Origin of the sequence: Microbacterium sp. B35-04, from assembly GCF_010634885.1 — a bacterium.
Taxonomy (GTDB): Bacteria; Actinomycetota; Actinomycetes; order Actinomycetales; family Microbacteriaceae; genus Microbacterium.
In genome coordinates, this window is the sequence record NZ_MWLP01000008.1 from 20,325 (window position 1) to 40,757 (window position 20,433).

Here is a 20,433-nt window from a genome sequence, read left to right on the forward strand (position 1 = left end):
CGATAGGACGGCCAAACGCTAGCGAGTTTCGGGATTGGCGCGAGGGGTCGTTGCACGATCGTTACACATAATTCAGATATTGAATTTTGTACGCCATTGCGGCACACTGATCCCGAATGCCGTTCGCATTTCGCGCCTCACCCCCGAGACGTCTCGACGACGAGGAGTCACCATGACCGCACAGCCCGCGCCCGATCCGGCCATCGACATCGCCCCGACCGGGCTCATCCGGTCCGCGCCGCCCGCACCGGGCGAGCCGCCGGCCAGCCCCCCGGCCCGCAAGGCGCTGCTGCCCAGCATGCTCGTAGCCGCGCTGACGCTCTTCGCCACGTACGGCGGCCTGATCGCGATCCTCCTGCCCACGCAGATCCAGCTGCTGTTCGGCGACGACCACAAAGAGGCGAACCTCGCGATCGTCACCACCACCTCTTTCGTCTTCACGCTCTTCGCGCAGCCGATCGCCGGCGCCTTCAGCGACCGCACCCGCTCGCGGTTCGGCCGCCGCGCACCGTGGATGGTGCTGGGTGCGCTGGTGGGCGGCATCCTGCTCTTCGGAATGGGATCCCTCACCGACCTCATCTGGATCACCGTGTTCTGGGTCGTGATCCAGGTCGCCCTGAACTTCCTGCAGGCGCCCCTCACGACCATCACGGCCGACCGGTTCCCACGCTCGAGGCGCGGCGGGGCGAGCGCCATGATCGGGCTCGGAACCCAGGTCGGCATGACCGTCGGCATCATGGTCGCAAGCGCCCTCGCCGCACAGTTCGGCGTCGCGTACTCGATCTTCGGCGGCGCGGTGATCGTCGTCACGCTGCTGTTCGTGCTGATCAACCGCGACTGGTCGTCGAAGGACGCCGCCGTGCAGCCGTTCCGCTGGGGCGCGTTCTTCCGAGGCTTCTGGGTGAACCCGCGCACGCACCCTGACTTCTTCTGGGCATTCACGGCGCGGTTCCTGCTGATCCTGGGCTACTTCGTCGTCGCGACGTACCAGCTGTACCTGCTGCAGCAGTACGTCGGTCTGTCGCTGCCCGAAGCGCAGGGCGCCGTCCTCACACTGACGCTCGTCGCCTTCATCCCGACGCTCATCGCCATCGGCCTGTCGGGGTGGTGGAGCGACAAGGCCGGCCGCCGCAAGGCCTTCATCTACGCCGCCTCGGCGATCATGGTGGTCGGCCTCGCGATGCCGCTCCTCATGCCCGACATGACCGGCATGATTCTGATGAGCATCATCAACGGCGTCGGCTTCGGCGTGTACATGTCGGTGGACGCCGCCCTCATGACTGAGGTACTGCCCAGCGAGGGCACCGACGCCGGCAAGGACCTCGGCATCCTCAACGTCGCGACGAACATTCCGCAGGCGCTCAGCCCGTCGATCGCGCTGCTCATCATCTCGTCGCTCGGCGGGTACGCCATGCTGTTCGTGTTCGCGATCGTGTTCGTGATCCTCGCAGCGATCGCCACGGCGCCCATCAAGGGCGTCCGCTAGAGTCCGCAGGAAGGGACCCGCTCCATGACAGACACCACGACGACCATCCGCCATGCGGAGGCCGACACCGTCACCGGAAGGGTGCGCGGCCTCTGGCGGGGCGAGCCCGGCGCCGGCGGTTCCGCCGCATTCCTCGGCATCCCCTTCGCGAAGCCGCCCGTCGGCCCGCTGCGGTTCGCCGCCCCGGAACCGGCCGAGCCCTGGACGGGCGTGCGGGACGCGCTGGAGTTCGGGCCGACCGCGCAGCGGGGAGATCCCGGGGTGACACTCATCCCCGAGCCGTCCATCCCGGGGGAGGCCACGCTGAACGTGAACGTCTTCACACCGGTGCCGGGCGACAAGGCTGCCGCTCTGCCGGTGCTCGTGTGGATCCACGGCGGCGGCTACTTCGCCGGCTCGCCTGCGAGCCCCTGGTACGACGGACGCTCGTTCAACCGCGACGGCGTCGTCACCGTGTCGATCTCGTACCGACTCGGCTTCGACGGCTTCGGCTGGATCGAGGACGCGCCGTCGAACCGCGGTGTGCGGGACTGGCTGCTCGCACTGCAGTGGGTGCAGGACAACATCGCGAACTTCGGTGGGGACCCGTCGCGGGTCACGATCGCGGGGCAGTCCGCCGGTGGCGGGGCGGTGCTGACGCTGCTCGGGATGCCGGCGGCCCAGCACCTCTTCCACTCGGTGTGGGCGCTGTCGGGCGCGACGGCCGATGTCGCCACCGATCGCTGGGAGGCCCTCGGACGCGACATCGCCCGCCGTGCCGGCGTCTCTCCGACGCGTGCGGCCCTCTCGATGGTGTCGGAGGAGGGCCTCATCGAGGCGCAGAAGGCGGCGACCGCGGTGGCCGGTCCCGACGGCTTCACGAAGCTGCTCGACGACGGGCTGCAGCTCGGCCCGTCGATCGACGGCGATCTCATCACGCGCCCGACGGTCACCTCGCTCGCGGCAGGCGTCGGCGCCGACAAGCCGCTGGTGCTGGGCGCGACGGACGACGAGTTCTCGATGGTCGTGGCGGGGCGGGCGAAGACGCTCCGCTGGATCCCGCTGGGCCTGCTGCTCGGCAAGTCCGGTCTCAAGGGCGCGCAGCGGAAGGCGTACATCGCCGCCAACCGCGATGTCGTGACGCGCGGGCACGCCGCCCTGCTCGGCCGCTACATCACCGACCGCATGTTCAAGACCGCCGTGGTCCGGACGGCGCGGGCGCGCGGCGCCGCTCCGACGTGGGTGTACCGCTACGCCTTCCGCTCGAGCCAGCCCGGCATGGTCCACGACGCGGCGGTGCACTGCATCGACGTGCCGTTCTGGTTCGACTGCCTCGACTCCGTGCAGATCGAGCCGCTGACCGGCCCGAACCCGCCGCAGGCGCTCGCCGACAAGACGCATGCGGCCGCGGTCGGGCTCGTCGTGGGCGGCGACCCGGGCTGGCCGTCGTGGTCGGCCGTTCCCGGCACGACGCGCGTGTTCGGCGCCCCCGCCGGCGCGCGTGACATCGACCCCGACGGCTACGCCTCGGTCGCCCCTCTGCTCTGACCTCCGCAGTCACTTCCTGCCGCTCGGGCCCTGCCCGCACGCCCGAATCTGACTGCGGGACCGGACGTCATCACGCTCCGCAGTCAGAAGACGCCGCGACGTGCCGAGGTGCGCGGGCGGAAGCCGACGGCGGAGCGTGGGGGCTTGGGGGGCGCAGGGGGGTGCGGGAGAGTGCGGGTGGTGTCAGGACAGCGCGCTGACGACCTCACGCTCGAACAGCTCGACGCCTGACAGGTCGTACGCCGCCTCGGGGAAGTAGTGGATGGCGTACGTGATGCCGTGACGCTCGCGCTCGGCGAGACGCTCGACGACCTGGTCCACCGCGCCGAAGGCGGGCGAGGTCACGTAGTCGTGCTCGATCTGATCGGCGCGCTCCTGACCGACGTGCGGCAGCAGGCGCTCCTTGACGACGGCGAGACGCTCGTGCGCCTCGGCCTCGGTCGCACCCACGATGGTGTTGAAGTTCGAGGTGCGCGTGATCTCCGAGAAGTCGCGGCCGAGCGCATCGCAGTGCTCGCGCAAGACCACGCTCTTGCGGTCGATGTCTTCGAGCGACCCCGCGTAGTTCGTGTACGACGCGTACTTCGCCGCGATCTTGAGCGTCACCTTCTCGCCGCCGCCGGCGACCCAGATCGGGATGCCGCCGTCCTGCAGCGGCAGCGGCTGCACGATCGCGCCGTCGACCTGGTAGTGCTTGCCGTCCAGGGTGGCACGGCCGGTCGTCCAGGCCTGCTGCATGATGTCGACGCCCTCGCGCAGCATCCGCAGCCGCTCCGGCACCGGCGGGAAGCCGTAGCCGTACGCCTCCCACTCGTGCTCGTACCAGCCGCCGCCGATGCCCATCTCGGTGCGCCCGCCCGACACGATGTCGACCGTCGCGGCGACCTTCGCCAGGTAGGCGGGGTTGCGGTAGCCCATGCACGTGCACATCTGGCCGAGCCGGATGCGGTCGGTCGTCGCGGCGAACGCGGCCATGAGCGTCCACGCCTCGTGCGTCGCCTCGTCGGAGTGCACCGGGGTCGTGTGGAAGTGGTCGTACACCCACAGCGACTCCCAGGGGCCCTCATCGGCGCGCTGCGCGAGCCCCTTCATCACCGCCCAGTGCTCCGCGGGGTCGATGCCCACGAGATCGAATCGCCAGCCTTGGGGGATGAAGGTTCCGAAACGCATGGTGCTCAGCCTATGGGGATGACGGATGCCTCGGCCCGGCGCCCCGGACCCTCGCTGCTGGAACCGCGAAAGGGTATGTCTCCTCCCCGCGCCCGTGCGGAGATCTACCCTTTCGCGGTTCTCTTCTCGGGAGGGCTCGGGACCTCAACCGGAGGGGAGGACGCGGGCGTGCGGCATCCGCTCGCGCATCACGGCGACCGCCTCGGGGTTGTGGTCGACGAGCACGGCGTCGCGACCGAGCGCCGAGGCGACGGCGCCGGTCGTGCCGCTGCCCGCGAAGAAGTCGAGCACACGATCGCCCGGCCGCGACGAAGCCTGCACGATGCGGCGGAGCACCCCCTCGGGCTTCTGCGTCGGGTACCCGGTCTTCTCGCGCCCGGTCGTCGGCACGATCGTGTGCCACCACACGTCGGTCGGGAGCTTGCCCCGCTCGGCCTTCTCGGGCGTGACGAGCCCGGGCGCCATGTAGGGCTCGCGGTCGACGGCATCCGAGTCGAACCAGTACGCCTTCGGATCCTTCACGTAGACGAGGATCGTGTCGTGCTTGGTCGGCCAGCGCTTGCGCGTCTTCGCACCGTAGTCGTAGGCCCAGATCAGTTCATTGAGGAAGCGCTCGCGCCCGACCAGCGCGTCCATCAGCACCTTGGCGTAGTGCGCCTCGCGGTAGTCGAGGTGCAGATACAGCGTGCCGTCGTCGGCGAGCAGCCGCCACGCCTCGAGCAGCCGGGGCTCGAGGAACCCCCAGTAGTCGTCGAACCGGTCGTCGTAGGCGCGGAGGTCGCCGCGGATCCGCTCGTACTCGCGCCCGTGGAACCCGCGCCGCACGATGCCGTCGCCGCGCGGCTCGGGGCCCGACACGGGGGACGGATGCCGCGACCTGGCCGTCTCGATCGAACGCTCCTGCGGGCGGCCGGTGTTGAACGGCGGGTCGAGGTAGATCAGGGTGAACGCGCCGTCGGGCAGCCGCCGGATGACCTCGAGGTTGTCGCCCTCGTGGATCTCCACGGAACCCGGAACCGGAGCCCCGCCCGCCGCTGAGGCCGCACCCGGACCTCGCGCGCTCCCGGGGGCCGCCGCGCTGCCACGGGCCTCAGCCCCAGCCGCAGCCGTCGCGCTCCCGGGGGCGGTCGCACTGCCGGGGGCATCCGTTCCGCCCGCAGCCGAGCTCACGCGCGCCGGCCCGTCACGGGACCCGGCGCAGCCACGCGTCGGTCGCGAACTTGGACTCCACGAGCGCCTCGGCCTCGGCGTACTCGTCGTCGGTGATGCGACCGGGGACGGCGCCGTAGAGGTTGGCGAACGTCTCCTCGAGCTTGGCGATGATGGCCTCGCGAGGCAGGCCGGTCTGGCGGCGCAGTGGGTCGACGCGCTTGGCCGCCGAGGTCGTGCCCTTGTCGCTGAGCTTCTCGCGGCCGATGCGCAGCACCTCGGTCATCATCTGACCGTCCATGTCGTAGCTGAGCGTCGCGTGGTGCAGCACTCCCCCGTTCGCGAGCCGCTTCTGCGCCGCGCCGCCGATCTTGCCCTGGGGCGAGGCGATGTCGTTGAGCGGCTGGTAGGTCGCCTCGACACCCAGCGCCCGCAGCGCCTGCAGCACCCAGTCATCGAGGAACGCGTACGAGTCGGCGAACGTGAGTCCGGCGACGAGGGATGCCGGCACGTAGAGGGAGTAGGTGACGATCGAGTTGGCGCCCATCATCATCGCGCCGCCGCCCGAGATGCGGCGGACCACGTCGAAGCCGTGCCTCGAGGCGCCCTCGGGATCGACCTCGTTGCGGAGGGACTGGAACGAGCCGATCACGACGGCGTTCTCGTCCCACTCCCAGATCCGCAGCGTCGGACGCCGTCGACCGTCGCCGACGCGGCCGGTGAGGACCTCGTCGAGCGCGAGGTTCATGCGCGGCGAGACGGGCTTGTCGTGCACGATCTCCCAGTCGAAATCCCGCCAGCCGGGCGCGGTCACGAGGGCCCGGCGCACCGCGGTGCCGACCGCCTCGGGGGTGAAGCCCAGCAGCTGCGCCCCGCGCGGAAGGGCGGACCGCACAGCGGCGGCGATGGTCGCGACGTCCGACTCGATCGGCAGTCCGTTGACGGCGGCATCGATGTCGCCGAGCGCGTCGTCGGGCTCGAGGAAGAAGTCGCCTGCGAGGTGGAAGTCCGCGATGCGGCCGTCGCGCTCCTCGAGGTCGACGACGACGAGCTTTCCGCCGGGCACCTTGTATTCGCCGTGCATGCGTTCAGCCTATTGCCGGGGCGCCGGAGGCCGGGCGGCCACCCAGGGCGCGCAGGCCGGGCGCCGCCCGAAGGCGACGCCCGGCCGACCAGGTCAGTTGATCCCGGGGATCACCAGCCACCGGTTGACGAGCACGATCCACAGCGCGATGACCGCGAGAGCCGCGATCGCGATGCCGATGCCCTGACGGCCGCGGAGCAGGAGCCCCACGACGATCACGATGAGCGTCGCGATCGCCAGCACGAGCGACCCGAACGGGATGCCGGGCAGGAACAGCGACAGGATGAAGAGCGCCGCGACGACGATCTCGATGATGCCGACGACGGTGTTGCCCTTGCCGCGCACCCGGAGGATGCCGTCGAAGAGGGCGAGCGCGCCGCCGATGAGCGCGATGAGCAGGAGCCAGCTGAGGGTGATCAAGGTGGGGGGAACCTTTCGCGAGGGATGCCGCGGCAACCGCCGCGGCGCCGGTCAGCCTATCGACGCGCGGCACCGGGCCTCCGAAACAAGCCGGGGCTGGACGCGGCACCCGCGGGACTGGTAAGAGGCGGCGACGACGGGGCGAGGCATCCGTCATCGCCGCCTCTCAGGAGTGCGGCACGCGCCTTGCTATGAGGTGCAGGCCCGCCCGTCGAGAAGGAACTGCCACGGCGTGCTCGCCGCGCCCTTCGCGTGGATCACCGTGTCGGGCGCGTTGCCACCCTTCTTGGTCGTGCCCGAGACGCTCACCGTGCCGTCGGACTGCGTGACGGTGGCGCGCGTGGCCTTCGTCACGGTCTGGCCGTCCGGTACGGCGAACGCGAGCGTCCACCGGTCGGCGACGACGCCCGACAGGCGCACCGTCGCAGAGAAGGCGACCTCCTCGCCGTCGGCGGCCCACTCGACGTGGCAGTCGAGCGGCGCGATCGGCGGGTTCGCGAGGGCGATGAGCTCGCGCGCCTGCTCGACGAACCACTGACCGGCCGCGGGGTCCTCCATGCCGCGCCCCGGATCGAGCGGTCCCGCCGTGCCGCGGTAGCACTTGCCGTCGGACTCGCCCGGCACCTTGATCCACAGGTACGCGTCCACGAGGGGCGCACCCGTCGTCGTGTCGGGGCGGGTGCCCAGGCCGCGATCCGGCGGGTTGCACCAGTCTTCGTGCGTGTCGCCGTACAGGCCTTCGTGGTTCCAGGGCCCGAGGCCGTTGCGGCTGGTGTCGATGACGAAGTGCGTGGTGGCCTCGACATCGCCGAGGATCGCCGCGTAGCGCGAATCGACGCCACTCGTGTTCAGCGCGGGGTCGGCGGCATCTGCGCTCCATTCGCCGTACGGCGACATGGCCACACCTTGCCAATCGGTCGCAGGGCCGCCGTTCCAGTACTGGTTGCCGCACGAGCCGAAGTCACCCGGGTTGACCTGCGCGGCGTAGGCGATGCACTGCGACACCCAGGTGCCGTATGCGGTGTTGTTCGCGGTGAACTGGTAGTTGGACGCGTTGAGGAAGAACCCGTCTGCGTCCTGCACGCCGGCCTTGATCAGACGGTCCGAGATCTCGCCGACGTTGAGCCACGCCGAGCTGGTGCCGTCGAGATATACGGATGCTTCGGGCAGAGCGCCGATCGCATCCACGGCGTGGTTCAGCTGGGTGAAGCGGTCGGCGGCGGCGGTGTCGGCGGGCACCTCGGCCGGCTGGCACCACTCCATCTGCCCGTCGAGCGTGACGTAGTGCGGGATGATGCCGAGGCCGTCGGGCTCGAGGATCACGGTGGCGGCACGATCCCCGATGCCGGCGGTGAACCCGTCGATCCAGGCGTTGTACGCCGCGGTGTCCGCCGCTCCGCCCGCCGAGTACTGCGCGCAGTCGCGGTAGGGCAGGTTGTAGGCGACGAGCACCGGCATGCGGCCCTGCGCGGCGGCAGCGGTGACCACGTCATCGACCGCCGCCTCGACCTCGGCCGGCGTGCCCGAGGTGAACCAGTTCGCGGACGGGATCGAGCCCAGCAACTGGGCGTCGTCCCGCGCCTGTCCGGTGAGGGACTGGGCGGCTTCGAGGGTCGTGCTCCACGGGTTGACGTAGAGCTCGGAGCCGACGAGGTCGCCGTCCGGTTCGTCGGCGGCAGCCGCGGTCGCGCTCAGCGGCACGGCGAGCCCCACCGCGAGTGCGGCAGCGGCGCCCAGTGCCCAGGCGCGCTGTGGCGGACGCGCGCGGAGTCTGGCGAGTGGGTGGGTCATGTGGGTCTCCTGGTCGTCGTCGACCTCCGGGCACCGTCGCCCGGGGAGCGGCACTGCGGGACCGACGGCTCGCCGGGCATCCGAACCCGGCGTGGGAGCGCTCCCACGGTGACCACTGCCGCCAGGATGACTCATCAGCCGCCGGTCGTCAACGGTGGAAACGGGACAGCCGAGCCAGCCGGAGGCAGCGGCCGGGTTCAGTCCCGGGCGGGCACGGTCCGATCGAGCCAGGCGAGCAGATCGGCGCGGACATCCTGCTGCATGACTTCGTTGAAGATCTCGTGGCGCGCCTCCGGGTAGACGAGCGTCGTCACGTCGGTGAAGCCGGAGCGCGTGCGATACGCATCGGCGAGCCTGTGCACGCTGCGCGGCCCGCCCACCGTGTCGTCGCGGCCCACCATGAGGAGCGTCGGGATGTCGCGACCGAGGTTCTTGCGGGGCAGACCGTACATGCGAAGCGAGTCCAGCACGCCGATCAGCTTGATCGGCTCTTCGCTGGTCGTGAGCGGATCGTCCAGGAAAGCACGCCCCACCGACAGATCACTCGAGAGCCACTCGGTGCCCATCGCGTCGGGACCGTCCCAGGGCTTGTTCAGTCCGCTGGTGTGGATCGATCCCGGCATGCGCAGCGCCGAGCCTGTAAGAATCAGTCCGTCGTACGACTGGGGATGCAGGTTCACGAGCATCTGAGCGAGCACCGACCCGCCGGAGTGCCCCAGCAGCACGAGCGGCAGATCGGGGTTCTCGGCGCGGACCTGCTCGGTGAACTGCCACATCGCGGCGAGCGCTGCCCGCAGGCCACCGGGCCCGAGATGTCCGAGCAGGGCGACGTCGCCGCCGTGCTGGGTCATGCCGGTGCGACCGTGGCCGCGGTGGTCGGCGGCCCACACGGCGTAGCCGTGCGCGGTGAGCGCGTCAACCAGCACGGCGTACCGCCCGGCGTGCTCGCCGACGCCGTGCAGCAGCTGCACGACCGCCCGCGGTTCGGTCTTCGCCGGGTGGACGTCGAAGAAGATCGTGATGCCGTGCGCATCGATGAACTCGGGCATGCGCAGAAGTCTAGGTGCGGGACGCCGACGCCCCGCGCACGAACCCGGGAGGCGGCACCGGTCCATTTTCTTTAGCAGGACTAATGAGCTATGCTAAGTAATCGCATGAACAGCAACGTGATCCCCATTCCAGCCACCGGCACCGACCCGGGCGACCAGCCCGACCTCTCCCCCGCCGCATCGCAGCTGCGGATCGCCACGTTCCGCCTGGCCCGGCGGATGCGCACGCAGCGCGCCGTCGACTCGATGAGCGACGGCCAGTTCGCCGTTCTGGCGGCCCTGCGCGTGCACGGCGCGCACACCCTCGGCGAGCTCGCCGAGCGCGAGCGCGTGTCGGCGCCTTCCATGAACCGCACCGTCAACTGCCTGCAGGAATCCGGCTACATCGTCCGCGCCGCCGACGAGCGCGACGGCCGCAAGGTCGTCATCTCGCTGACGCCCGACGGCGAGGCCGTGGTCGAAGAGACGGCACGCCGCCGCGACGCGTGGGTCGAGGCATCCCTCGCCGAACTCACGCCCGCCGAGCGCGACACCGTCGCCGCAGCCGCCGAGATCATGCAGCGGATGGTGGCGCGATGAGCGCCATGTTCCGGTCGTTCTCGGCCTTCAACTACCGCGTCTGGTTCATCGGCGCCCTGGTGTCGAACATCGGCGCATGGATGCAGGCGACGGCCATCAGCTGGGTCGTGCTGACCGAGCTGACGTCCAACGACGCCGCCGCCATGGGTGTCACGATGGCGCTGCAGTTCGCTCCGCCGCTGCTGCTGGTGGGCGTCACCGGGCTCGTCGCGGACCGCTTCGACCGCCGCAAGCTCCTCCTCCTCACACAGAGCCTGCTGCTGCTGCTCGGCGTCGCCATCGGCGCGCTCATCTTCGCCGGCGTGATGACGCTGCCGATCATGTACGGCTTCGCGCTGGCACTCGGTGTCGTCGCGGCCTTCGACAACCCGGCGCGACAGACATTCGTATCCGACCTCGTCGCGCGTGAGAACGCCTCCAACGCCGTCGCCCTGAATGCGGCGTCGTTCAATGGCGCGCGCATGATCGGCCCCGCGGTGGCGGGCATCGTGATCGTCGCCATCGGCACCGGGTGGGTGTTCGTGGCCAACGCCGTGACCTTCCTCGCCATGCTCGGCGCCCTCGTCCTGATCCGCACGAACGAGCTGGTGCCGCGCGTGAAGGCGCCGCAGTCGTCGCGCCTCGCCGACGGCGTGAGGTACGTCGCCCGGCGTCCCGACTTCATCGTGACCTTCGCGATGGTCTTCCTCATCGGCGCGTTCGGCATGAACTTCCCCATCCTGGCGTCGACGATGGCGGTCGAGTTCGGCAAGGAGGCCGACGGCTTCGGCCTGCTCAGCTCGATCCTCGCGATCGGCTCAGTCGCGGGCGCGCTGCTGGCCGCCCGTCGTGATCGGGCCCGCCTGCGCGTGCTCATCGTGGGCACGGCGATGTTCGGCGTCGCCGCGGTGGTGTCTGCGTTCATGCCCACGTACTGGATGTACGCCGCGACGCTGGTGTTCACGGGTTTCTCCGTCGTGACGATGATGGCGACGGCGAACGGCTACGTGCAGACCACGACCGACCCGGCGCTGCGCGGCCGCGTGCTGGCGCTGTACATGGCGATCCTGATGGGCGGGACGCCGATCGGCGCACCGATCGTCGGCTGGGTCGCCGCCGAGTTCGGCCCCCGCGCCGCGATCCTGGTCGGCGCTGCGGCCGCCTTCGTCGCCTTCGCGATCGGCGCGACGTGGCTGCTCGTCTCCGGCCGCCTGCACCGCCACGAGCGCAAGCGGTTCCGCCTGACGCTCGACGAGACGCGGCCGCTCAGCGTCGTCGTGCCCGAGGAGTTCAGCGACGAGGTCGCCGGCACCACGCCGATCCCGCTGCCGCGAGACGACGACGAGCTGCCCGCCCGCACCCGCGCTGCAAGCTGACCCCCTCCCGCCCCCGCACGCGGACGCGCGAAAGGGGAGATTTCCGCACGCTCCGGCGTGCGGAAATCTCCCCTGTCGCGGCTCCCGGCGGGGGGCGTCAGCGTGGGGCGGAGCTGGAGACGGCGAGGGACGCGACGGCGGGCGCGAGGCCTTCGGCAGTGACGGTCACGGTCGCCCGGCCCGGACCCGTCGGCCGGACGATCGCGAGCGCGCGCCCGTTGAAGGTCGTGACCGACGGACCGGCGAACGACTCCTCCGTGCGGATGCGGCCGGTGCCGAGGCCGACCAGTTCGGCATCGCCCTCGACCGACACCGTGACGAGGCGATCGGCGTCGGACGCGATGACTCCGTCGGTGTCGGCGAGCGAGACGGCCACGAACCCGAGACCGTCCACCGTGATCTGGGACTGCTCGACGGATGCCGTGAGCACGGGCTCTCCCGCCGTGCGCAGCGCCGTCCTGCCGACCTCGCGGCCACCGCTGCGGGCGACCGCGACGAGCTCGCCGGGCCGGTACTCCGTCTCGAACCGCGCGCGGAACGCCTTCTCGGCGCCGACCGTCGCCACGCCGAGCGAGACGCCGTCGCGGAGCAGCTCGACCTCCTCGGCGGGCGCATAGACGTCGACCGTGACGGGGACGCCGAGCTCGGCATCCCACGTCCACGACGACACCGAGTCGTCCCACGACCACGGCGTCGTCGCGGTCGGGCGGCCGTGGTGTCGCGGTGGATGCACCGTCAGATACGGCTCGGTGCGCAGCCCGAACACGATCTCGCGGTAGTACGAGACCGGGCGGCGGTGCCCGGTGATGTCGATGTCGCCGCAGCCGGCGAGCAGGTGCGGGTACGGGCCTGCCGTGCCGGTCGGCTCGTAGCCCGGCTCGTCGGTGTAGTCGACGCGGCCGATGCCGGCCTCGCCGAGATAGTCCCAGCCAGTCCACGTGAAGTCGCCGATGACGTGGTCGAGGCGCTCGACGAGCTCCCACATCTTCTCGATGCGCGACGGGAACGTCTCGGAGCCCACGATGATGCGGTTCGGGAACAGCTCGCCGTCCAGTTCATAGCGCGATTCGGCGTAGTTGAAGCCCACGACGTCGAGCACCGACGCCGATTCCTCGGTCGACTGCGTCACGAGCTCCGACGCGTTGGCCGCGGCCATCATGTCGCCCATCGCGGCCATCATCGTGTTCGGGTCGGAGGCGTCTGGCGCGGCCTCATCGCCGGGCGCGGCATCCGTCTCGAAGCGGCCGAGGTTGGCGATGATGCCGTTGATGCCGTTCGTCACCAGGCGGGTGTCGTCCAGGTCGCGGATCGCCTCGGCGAGGCGCCGGCTCCACGCGGACCCGGCCGGCGTCGCGAGCTCGAGGATCTCATTCCCGATCGAGTACATGATGACGCTCGGGTGGTTCAGGTCCTTCGCGACGAGGGCGTCGACGTCGTGACGCCAGCGTGCCGAAAAGCCCGGAGCCGCGTCGAAGGCGACCTTCGAACGGGTCCAGGTGTCGGTGAGCTCGTCCATCACGAACACGCCGTGCCGGTCGCACGCGTCGAGCATCGCGCGGCTCATCGGATTGTGGGCGCTCCGCAGCGCGTTGAACCCCGCCTCCTTGAGGAGGCGCACGCGCCGGTCCTCGGCGTCGGCGAACGTCGCCGCCCCGAGCGGCCCGCTGTCGTGGTGCACGCAGGCGCCCCGCAGCTTTACGCTCTCGCCGTTGATCCGCAGTCCGTGCCGCGCATCGACCTGCAGGCGACGGATGCCGAAGGTCGCGGCATCCGTGTCGATCACCTGTCCGTCCTCGTCGGCGAGGCTCGTGCGCACGCGGTGAAGCGAGGGCGACTGGTCGCTCCAGAGCGCGGGGCCCTCGACGGCGAGGCGCACGCGCGCCACCGCCTCGGAGCCGGGGAGCACCGTCACCGGCGCCGTGCCCGACGCGACGTCGGAGCCGTCCGGCGCCATCACCACCCAGGCGACGCGCAGCGTGCGGGTATGGCGCGAGGCGTTCCGCACCGTCGTCGCGATGCTCGCGATCGCGCGCTCGGCGTCGATGTCGGGCGTCGTCACGCGCGTGCCGTCGAGCGGGATGTGCACCGGATCGGCCACCACGAGGTGCACCGGCCGATAGATGCCCGCTCCGGAATACCACCGGCTGTCGCGGTGGACGCGAGCTTCCACGGTGATCCGGTTCTGCTCCCCGTAGCGGAGGTAGGGGTCGAGCACGGCCTCGAACGCGTTGTAGCCGTTGGGCTCGTGCACGACCGCGTCGCCGTTCAGGAAGACGACGGCGTCGCGGTAGACGCCCTCGAACTCGAGCCGCACGGTCTTCTCCCGCCAGGCGTCCGGCACCTCGAACGTCTTGGCGTACTCGAACACGCCCCCGGGGACGTAGCCGGTGTGCACGCCCTGGTCGCTGTCGGCCGAGCGGGGAAGGTCGCGGACCGCATCGTGCGGCATGCGCACGGCGCGCGGCGCGGACTCGGCTGTCGCCGCCTCGAACGCGCCGAGCTTCGGCCCCACGGTCCAGCCGTCGAGGAAGGGCTCGCGGATCATGCCTCTGCTGCCTCGGTCGCTGCGCCGGTCGCCGGGAGGGCGGCAGCGCTGGTCTCGACGGCGTCGACGGATGCCGCAGCCGCCGACCGCGCGTCGAGCACCTGCTCGAGGCCGGCGAGGTCGTAACCGCTGACCATGCTGCGGAACGCCTCGGCGAGCGCCTCCGCCATGTCGGTGGACCCGGGGTCCAGCAGCCACTGCACCTGGAGCCCGTCCATGAGGGCGATGGTCGCTACGGCCGCGCGGCCGGGGTCGACACCCGGGTTGAGGCGTCCCGCCTCGGCGACGCGCCGGAACGACGCGGTGATGCTCTCGCGCACGGATTCGTAGCGATTCACGAAGTAGGCATGCGCCGGATGCGCCGGAGAAGTGGCCTCGGCCGACAGGGTGCAGTACAGCTCGACGACCCCCGGAATCGAGGCGTTGTGCTCGGCGAGCGTGACCAGGCCGCGAAGCGCCTCGATACCGTCGGGCAGGTCGAAGTCGACGAGGGCGCGCGCCAGTTCGTCACGGTGATCGAGTACGGCCATCAGCAGCGCGCTCTTGCTGCGGAAGTGGTGCAGCAGTCCGGCCTCGCTCATGCCCACGCGCTCCGCGACCTCCCGCAGGGAGCCCGCCCGATAGCCGGACTCGGCGAACACTTCGAGGGCAGCGTCCAGGATCGCGGTGCGGGTCGCGGCGGATTTCGCATACTCGCCGCGGGGCTTGCGCATCCTCGTGGGAGCGGTCCCCTCCCGCTTCGCGGCGGAGGTCGTCTCGGTCATCGTCTCACCGTATCCCCGGGTCGTCTCGCGCACCGCCATCGGTGCCCGCCGGGGTCCTTCCTCTCCGTTCTATAACGAATTCCGAGTCTTCGCTAGTTTTTTGTTCTAAAAACCTAGCGCTCACTCGATATTGCTGTTAGCGTCTCCCGGCAAGTAGGCGATCCGCAGGGGTATCGCCACAGATGAAGGGACCAAGGATGTTCCGTTGGAAGGCCACAGCAGCCACCATCGCGATCGCCGCGATCGCCCTCACCGGCTGCGCCGGTGGCGGGGATGACTCCGGCACGAGCGATTCCGGCCGAGCCGACCGGCTCACCCTCACCGCCATCATCGGCCCGACGAGCTACGACATCGGTCAGGGCGCCGAGTACGGTAACCGCAGCCCGTTCTTCCAGGCGGTGTTCGACACGCTGCTGCAGAAGAACGGCGAGGGTGAGATCGAGCCCTGGCTCGCCACCGACTGGGAGTACAACGAAGACAACACGGTGCTCACGCTGACGCTCCGCGACGACGTCGAGTTCACCGACGGCACTCCGCTCGACGCCGAGGCCGTCGTCGGCAGCCTCGAGCGCTTCCGCGACGGCACCGCGCCGCAGGCCGCGACGCTCGTGGGCAAGGAGTTCGCGGCCGTCGACGCCACCACCGTCACGATCACCCAGCCCGCGCCCGACCCGTCGCTGGTCAACCTGCTGTCGATCGCACCCGGGCTGATCCAGGCACCCTCGACGTTCGACGACCCGGATTCGGCGACCGAGCCTGTCGGCTCCGGCCCCTACGTGCTCGACACGGCCGCCAGCGTCACCGGCACCACGTACGTCTACACGGCCAATCCCGAGTACTGGAACCCCGACGTGGTCAAGTACGACAACCTGACGATCAACGTCATCGAGGACCCCACCGCCACCCTGAACGCCCTCAAGGCGGGCGAGGCCAACGGCGCGAAGATCGTCAACAACGACACGATCCCCGAGATCGAGGCATCCGGCTGGACCATCGAGGCCAACGAGCTCGACTTCCAGGGCCTGCTGCTGTTCGACCGCGCCGGCACGATGGCGCCCGAGCTGGCCGACGTCAACGTCCGCAGGGCGATCAACATGGCGTTCGACCGCGAGGCGCTCCTCGAGGCGCTGCAGGCGGGCTACGGCACGGTGACCGAGCAGGTCTTCCCGACCACGTCGGTCGGCTACGACGAGGCACTCGACAGCACCTACGGGTACGACCCCGAAGGCGCCAAGGAGCTCCTTGCCGAGGCTGGCTACCCGGACGGGTTCACGCTGAACATGATGTCGACCGCCGCATTCCAGACCACCTTCGACCTCGTCGCGCAGCAGCTCGCCGACATCGGGATCACGGTGAACTACACCGACCCCGGCACCGGCAACTTCATCACCGACATGCTCGCGCCGAAGTACCCGGCGACGTGGATGGCGCTGGAGCAGAACCCCGACTGGCAGCTGATCAACTTCATGATCGCGCCTGACGCGACCTTCAACCCGTTCCACTCGCAGGACCCACAGGTGGACGAGTACATCAGCACCATCCAGAACGGCACACAGGAAGAGGCCGACCAGGCGACGACGGACCTGAACGCCTGGATCGTCGAGAACGCCTGGTTCGCCCCGTTCTTCCGGGTGCAGGGAACCTACGCGGTCGACGCGAACACGGACCTCGAGTTCTGGCCGTCGAACGCCTACCCCTCGATCTTCGGATTCTCGCCGAAGAACTGAGTCCTCGCCCCGCCCGCGCGTCGCGCGCGGGCGGGGCGACACCACCCACGGGAAGCGACAGACATGCTTGCATTCATCCTCAGACGCCTGCTGTCCGGCGTCATCCTCATCGCGGTGATCTCCTTCCTCGCGTTCGTCCTCCTCTACGCGGCCGGAGGCGACATCCCGCGCCGCATCCTCGGAGAGAACGCGACCGCCGACACCGTCGCCAAGAAGGCCGAGGAACTGGGCCTCAACCGGCCGCTGCTGACCCAGTACTTCGACTGGCTGACGTCGGCGTTCACCGGCGACCTCGGCCGCAGCTGGTTCACCGGTGAGCTGGTCACGACGAGCGTCACCAATCGCGTCGCCGTGACGTTGTCGATCGTGATCGGCGCGACGGTGATCTCGGCGATCATCTCCGTCGTCGTGGGTGTCCTCGCCGCCCGGCGCGGCGGGGCCGTAGACGGCACCGTCCAGGTGTTCTCGCTCATCGGCTTCGCGATCCCCGGCTTCCTCATCGCCCTCTTCCTGGTGCTCGTCTTCGCGATCAACCTCGGCTGGTTCAAGGCGACGGGGTACATCCCGCTTGCGACATCGGTGCCAGGGTGGCTGTCGTCGGTCACGCTGCCGATCATCGCCCTGTCGATCGGCGCGATCGCGACCGTCACCCAGCAGGTGCGCGGCTCGGTCATCGACGCCATGTCCCGCGACTACGTGCGGACGCTCCGCTCGCGTGGGCTGAGCGCGAACTCGGTGGTCTACCGCCACGTGCTCCGCAACGCCGGCGGCCCCGCCCTCGCGGTGCTGGCCGTGCAGTTCATCGGCCTTCTCGGCGGCGCGGTGATCGTGGAGCAGGTCTTCGCCATCCCCGGCATGGGCCAGCTCACCGTCCGGGCGACGACGCTCGGCGACATCCCCGTCGTCATGGCCCTGGTGATCGTCTTCGCGATCATCGTCGTCGTCGTCAACCTCCTCATAGACCTCGCCCAAGCGGCGCTGAACCCGAAGGTGCGACTGTCATGACCGCTGTCGACGTTCCCCTCGCTGTCCCCGTCGCGCCGGTGCGCGTTGCGCTCTGGCGACGTCTCGTGCGGCGCCCCCTGGGACTCGCCTCCCTCCTCTTCCTCGCGTTCGTGGCGGTCATCGCGATCATCGGACCGTGGATCGCACCGCAGGACCCCAACTACGCCGACATCCGCAACGTGCTCTCGCCGCCCAGTGCCGAGCACATCCTCGGCACCGACGGCAGCGGTCGCGACGTGCTGTCGCGCCTGCTGGTGGCGACGCAGATCAGTGTCTCCGCCGCCCTCCTCGCTCTCGTCGTCGCCGTCGTCCTCGGCGTGACCAGCGGTCTCATCGCGGGCTACTACCAGGGCTGGTTCAACAGCACGGCGACGTGGGTGACCGAGCTGAACATGGCGCTTCCCGGCATCGTCGTGCTGCTGGCAGCCCGCGCGGTGCTGGGCCCGTCGGTGTGGATCTCGATGTTCATCTTCGGCATCCTGCTCGCCCCGGCGTTCTACCGCCTCGTGTACGCCTCCGTCACCGCGGTGCGCTCGGAGCTGTACGTCGACGCCGCACGCGTCTCGGGGCTCAGCGACACCCGCATCATCGGTCGCCACGTGCTGTCGGTCGTGCGCGCGCCCATCATCATCCAGGGGGCGATCATCGCGGGCATCGCCATCGCGATCCAGTCGGGACTGGAGTTCCTCGGCCTCGGCGACATCAGCGTCCCCACGTGGGGCCAGATGCTCAACGACGGGTTCAAGAACATCTACAAGGAGCCCATCCTGATGCTCTGGCCGTCGCTCGCGATCGGGCTCACGTGCATCGCGCTGACGCTCCTGGCCAATGTGATGCGCGACGAGCTCGAGCGCACGGTGTCCGTGCGGCGCAAGCGCCGCCGCGCCGTCGCCACCGCCACCGGCTCCATCGCAGCCGTCACCACGTCGCTCTCGACCGGCGGCGGAGACGTCGTCGACCTCGACGAGCCGCCGATCTTCGAGAGCTCCGGCGTCATCGTCCATCAGGACGACGTGCGCAGCAAGGCGAGCGAGAAGGTGCTGGAGGTCCGCGATCTCCGCGTCGGGTACGACCAGCCGGACGGCTCGCACATCGAGGTCGTCCACGGCGTCTCGCTCGACATCCGCAAGGGCGAGGTGCACGGTCTCATCGGCGAGTCGGGCTCGGGGAAGACCCAGACGGCCTTCGCCGTGCTGGGCCTGCTCCCCCGCGGCGGTCACGTCACCGCCGGCTCGATCCTGTACGAGGGCACCGAGCTCGCCGACGGCGACGAGCGCGCGTACGCCGGCGTCCGCGGCCAGCGCATCGGTTACATCCCGCAGGAGCCGATGTCGAACCTCGACCCCGCGTTCACGATCGGCAGCCAGCTGGTCGAGCCGCTGCGCAAGAACCTCGGGCTCTCGAAGAGGGCCGCGACCGACCGCTCGCTCGAGCTGCTGGCGCGGGTCGGCATCCCGAACCCCAGGCGCACGTTCGACGCGTACCCGTTCGAGGTCTCGGGCGGCATGGCGCAGCGTGTGCTCATCGCCGGTGCTGTCTCGACCGATCCTGACCTGATCATCGCCGACGAGCCGACCACGGCCCTCGACGTGACCGTTCAGGCCGAGGTGCTCGAGCTGCTGCGCGACCTGCAGGCCGAGCGGCACATGGCCATGCTCCTGGTGACGCACAACTTCGGCGTCGTCGCCGACCTCTGCGACCACGTCACCGTCATGCAGAGCGGCCTGTTCGTCGAGCAGGGACCCGTGCGCGCGATCTTCAACGACGCGCAGCACCCCTACACGCGGGCGCTGCTGGACGCGATCCTCGACGAGGGTCCCGCCCGAGGCCCGCTCGTCGCGGTGCCCTCGAGCACAGCGCCGTCGAGCGCAGCGCCCTCGAACGCACTGCCGTCGACCGAGAAGGGAGCACGAGCATGAGCACTCCGACGCCGCAGACACCGCTGCTCGACATCAAGGACCTCGTCGTCGAGTACCCGGGCAAGGGCTTCCGCGCCCAGCCGTTCCGGGCGCTCAAGGGCGTCTCGCTCGACATCCTTCCGGGCGAGACCGTGGGACTTGTGGGCGAGTCGGGATCCGGCAAGACCACGCTGGGCCGGGCCGCACTGGGCCTCGCACCCGTCACCGAGGGCTCGATCCGCTACGAGGGCAAGGAGATCGCCCACCTGAAGAGGCAGGAGCGGCGCGCTCTCAGCTCCGAGATCCAGGTGGTGTTCCAGGACCCGTACTCGTCGCTGAATCCGTCCATGACGATCGAGCAGATCCTCACCGAGCCGCTGACCGCGGCCGGCGTCGCCGGGAAGGAGGCGAAGACCCGCGTGCACGACCTGCTCGACCAGGTCGGCCTCCCCGCCGACGCGCGCGGGCGCCTGCCGCGCGAGTTCTCGGGCGGCCAGCGCCAGCGCGTCGCGATCGCCCGGGCCCTCGCCCTGCGGCCGCGGCTCATCGTGTGCGACGAGCCGGTGTCGGCGCTGGATCTCTCAACCCAGGCGCGCGTGCTCGACCTGTTCATCGACATCCAGGACCGCACCGGCGTCGCCTACCTGTTCGTGACGCACGACCTCGCGGTGGTGCGCCACATCAGCCACCGGGTCGCCGTCATGTACCGCGGCGAGATCGTCGAGTCGGGCGACGGCGAGCGGGTCACCTCGCAGCCGGAGCACCCGTACACGCAGCGCCTGTTCATGGCCGCGCCGGTCCCCGACCCCGACAAGCAGGAGCAGCGTCGCATCGCGCGTCGCGCACTGCTCGCCTCCGAAGCGGCCGCCGGCGCCGTCTGACGA

16 protein-coding genes are annotated in these 20,433 nt (G+C 70.1%); 8 read left to right on the plus strand and 8 right to left on the minus strand.

Features of this window, described 5'->3' with window-relative positions; genetic code table 11:
• The first annotated feature begins 172 nt into the window (after positions 1 to 172).
• The gene (locus B1729_RS02165; protein WP_163617743.1) at positions 173 to 1,486 is read left to right on the plus strand and encodes an MFS transporter; all 1,314 of its coding nucleotides are present in this window, start codon (positions 173 to 175) and stop codon (positions 1,484 to 1,486) included.
• Positions 1,487 to 1,510: 24 nt separating this feature from the next.
• Positions 1,511 to 3,013 carry a carboxylesterase family protein gene (locus tag B1729_RS02170; protein ID WP_163630462.1) on the plus strand — a complete coding sequence of 501 codons (1,503 nt, stop codon included), beginning with the start codon at positions 1,511 to 1,513 and terminating at the stop codon, positions 3,011 to 3,013.
• A 183-nt stretch (positions 3,014 to 3,196) separates the two neighbouring features.
• Here the strand turns inward: B1729_RS02170 and B1729_RS02175 are convergent, their stop codons facing one another.
• From B1729_RS02175 to B1729_RS02200, 6 genes are all read right to left on the minus strand, one after another.
• A complete protein-coding gene (locus tag B1729_RS02175; RefSeq protein ID WP_163630463.1) occupies positions 3,197 to 4,183 on the minus strand; it encodes an LLM class F420-dependent oxidoreductase in 987 nt (328 codons plus the stop codon).
• A gap of 144 nt (positions 4,184 to 4,327) precedes the next feature.
• A complete protein-coding gene (locus B1729_RS02180; protein WP_163617746.1) occupies positions 4,328 to 5,188 on the minus strand; it encodes a site-specific DNA-methyltransferase in 861 nt (286 codons plus the stop codon).
• Between the two features lie 178 nt (positions 5,189 to 5,366).
• Positions 5,367 to 6,416 (minus strand): biotin/lipoate A/B protein ligase family protein, encoded by a 1,050-nt coding sequence (locus tag B1729_RS02185; RefSeq protein WP_163617747.1) that lies wholly within the window; start codon positions 6,414 to 6,416, stop codon positions 5,367 to 5,369.
• Positions 6,417 to 6,509: 93 nt separating this feature from the next.
• Positions 6,510 to 6,836 carry a hypothetical protein gene (locus B1729_RS02190; protein WP_163617748.1) on the minus strand — a complete coding sequence of 109 codons (327 nt, stop codon included), beginning with the start codon at positions 6,834 to 6,836 and terminating at the stop codon, positions 6,510 to 6,512.
• Positions 6,837 to 7,025: 189 nt separating this feature from the next.
• A complete protein-coding gene (locus B1729_RS02195; RefSeq protein ID WP_163630465.1) occupies positions 7,026 to 8,627 on the minus strand; it encodes a glycoside hydrolase family 6 protein in 1,602 nt (533 codons plus the stop codon).
• Between the two features lie 197 nt (positions 8,628 to 8,824).
• Positions 8,825 to 9,676, minus strand: coding sequence for an alpha/beta hydrolase (locus B1729_RS02200; RefSeq protein ID WP_163617750.1), 852 nt, complete (start codon positions 9,674 to 9,676; stop codon positions 8,825 to 8,827).
• A gap of 105 nt (positions 9,677 to 9,781) precedes the next feature.
• Here B1729_RS02200 and B1729_RS02205 point away from each other — a divergent pair, with 105 nt between their 5' ends.
• Positions 9,782 to 10,255 (plus strand): MarR family transcriptional regulator, encoded by a 474-nt coding sequence (locus B1729_RS02205; RefSeq protein WP_163630467.1) that lies wholly within the window; start codon positions 9,782 to 9,784, stop codon positions 10,253 to 10,255.
• Positions 10,252 to 11,610 (plus strand): MFS transporter, encoded by a 1,359-nt coding sequence (locus B1729_RS02210; RefSeq protein WP_163630469.1) that lies wholly within the window; start codon positions 10,252 to 10,254, stop codon positions 11,608 to 11,610. The genes B1729_RS02205 and B1729_RS02210 overlap by 4 nt, the downstream gene beginning before the upstream one ends.
• 97 nt (positions 11,611 to 11,707) lie before the next feature.
• On the opposite strand, the gene B1729_RS02215 is transcribed toward B1729_RS02210, so the two are convergent.
• A complete protein-coding gene (locus B1729_RS02215) occupies positions 11,708 to 14,155 on the minus strand; it encodes a glycoside hydrolase family 2 TIM barrel-domain containing protein (protein ID WP_163630471.1) in 2,448 nt (815 codons plus the stop codon).
• Positions 14,152 to 14,919 (minus strand): TetR/AcrR family transcriptional regulator, encoded by a 768-nt coding sequence (locus tag B1729_RS02220; protein ID WP_239539327.1) that lies wholly within the window; start codon positions 14,917 to 14,919, stop codon positions 14,152 to 14,154. Before B1729_RS02220 ends, B1729_RS02215 begins: the two co-directional genes overlap by 4 nt.
• Positions 14,920 to 15,116: 197 nt before the next feature.
• Here B1729_RS02220 and B1729_RS02225 point away from each other — a divergent pair, with 197 nt between their 5' ends.
• The 4 genes from B1729_RS02225 to B1729_RS02240 all read left to right on the plus strand — a co-directional run bounded on the left by B1729_RS02225 (position 15,117) and on the right by B1729_RS02240 (position 20,430).
• Positions 15,117 to 16,646: an ABC transporter substrate-binding protein gene (locus tag B1729_RS02225; RefSeq protein WP_163617754.1), complete on the plus strand. Its 1,530-nt coding sequence runs from the start codon at positions 15,117 to 15,119 to the stop codon at positions 16,644 to 16,646.
• A 63-nt stretch (positions 16,647 to 16,709) separates the two neighbouring features.
• Positions 16,710 to 17,651, plus strand: a complete 942-nt coding sequence (locus B1729_RS02230) for an ABC transporter permease (protein WP_163617755.1) — start codon at positions 16,710 to 16,712, stop codon at positions 17,649 to 17,651.
• On the plus strand, positions 17,648 to 19,570 hold the full coding sequence (locus tag B1729_RS02235) for a dipeptide/oligopeptide/nickel ABC transporter permease/ATP-binding protein (RefSeq protein ID WP_163630473.1): 1,923 nt from the start codon (positions 17,648 to 17,650) through the stop codon (positions 19,568 to 19,570). Before B1729_RS02230 ends, B1729_RS02235 begins: the two co-directional genes overlap by 4 nt.
• Entirely contained in the window at positions 19,567 to 20,430 is an 864-nt protein-coding gene (locus tag B1729_RS02240) for an ATP-binding cassette domain-containing protein (RefSeq protein WP_163630475.1), read from the plus strand. Before B1729_RS02235 ends, B1729_RS02240 begins: the two co-directional genes overlap by 4 nt.
• Positions 20,431 to 20,433 lie beyond the last annotated feature (3 nt).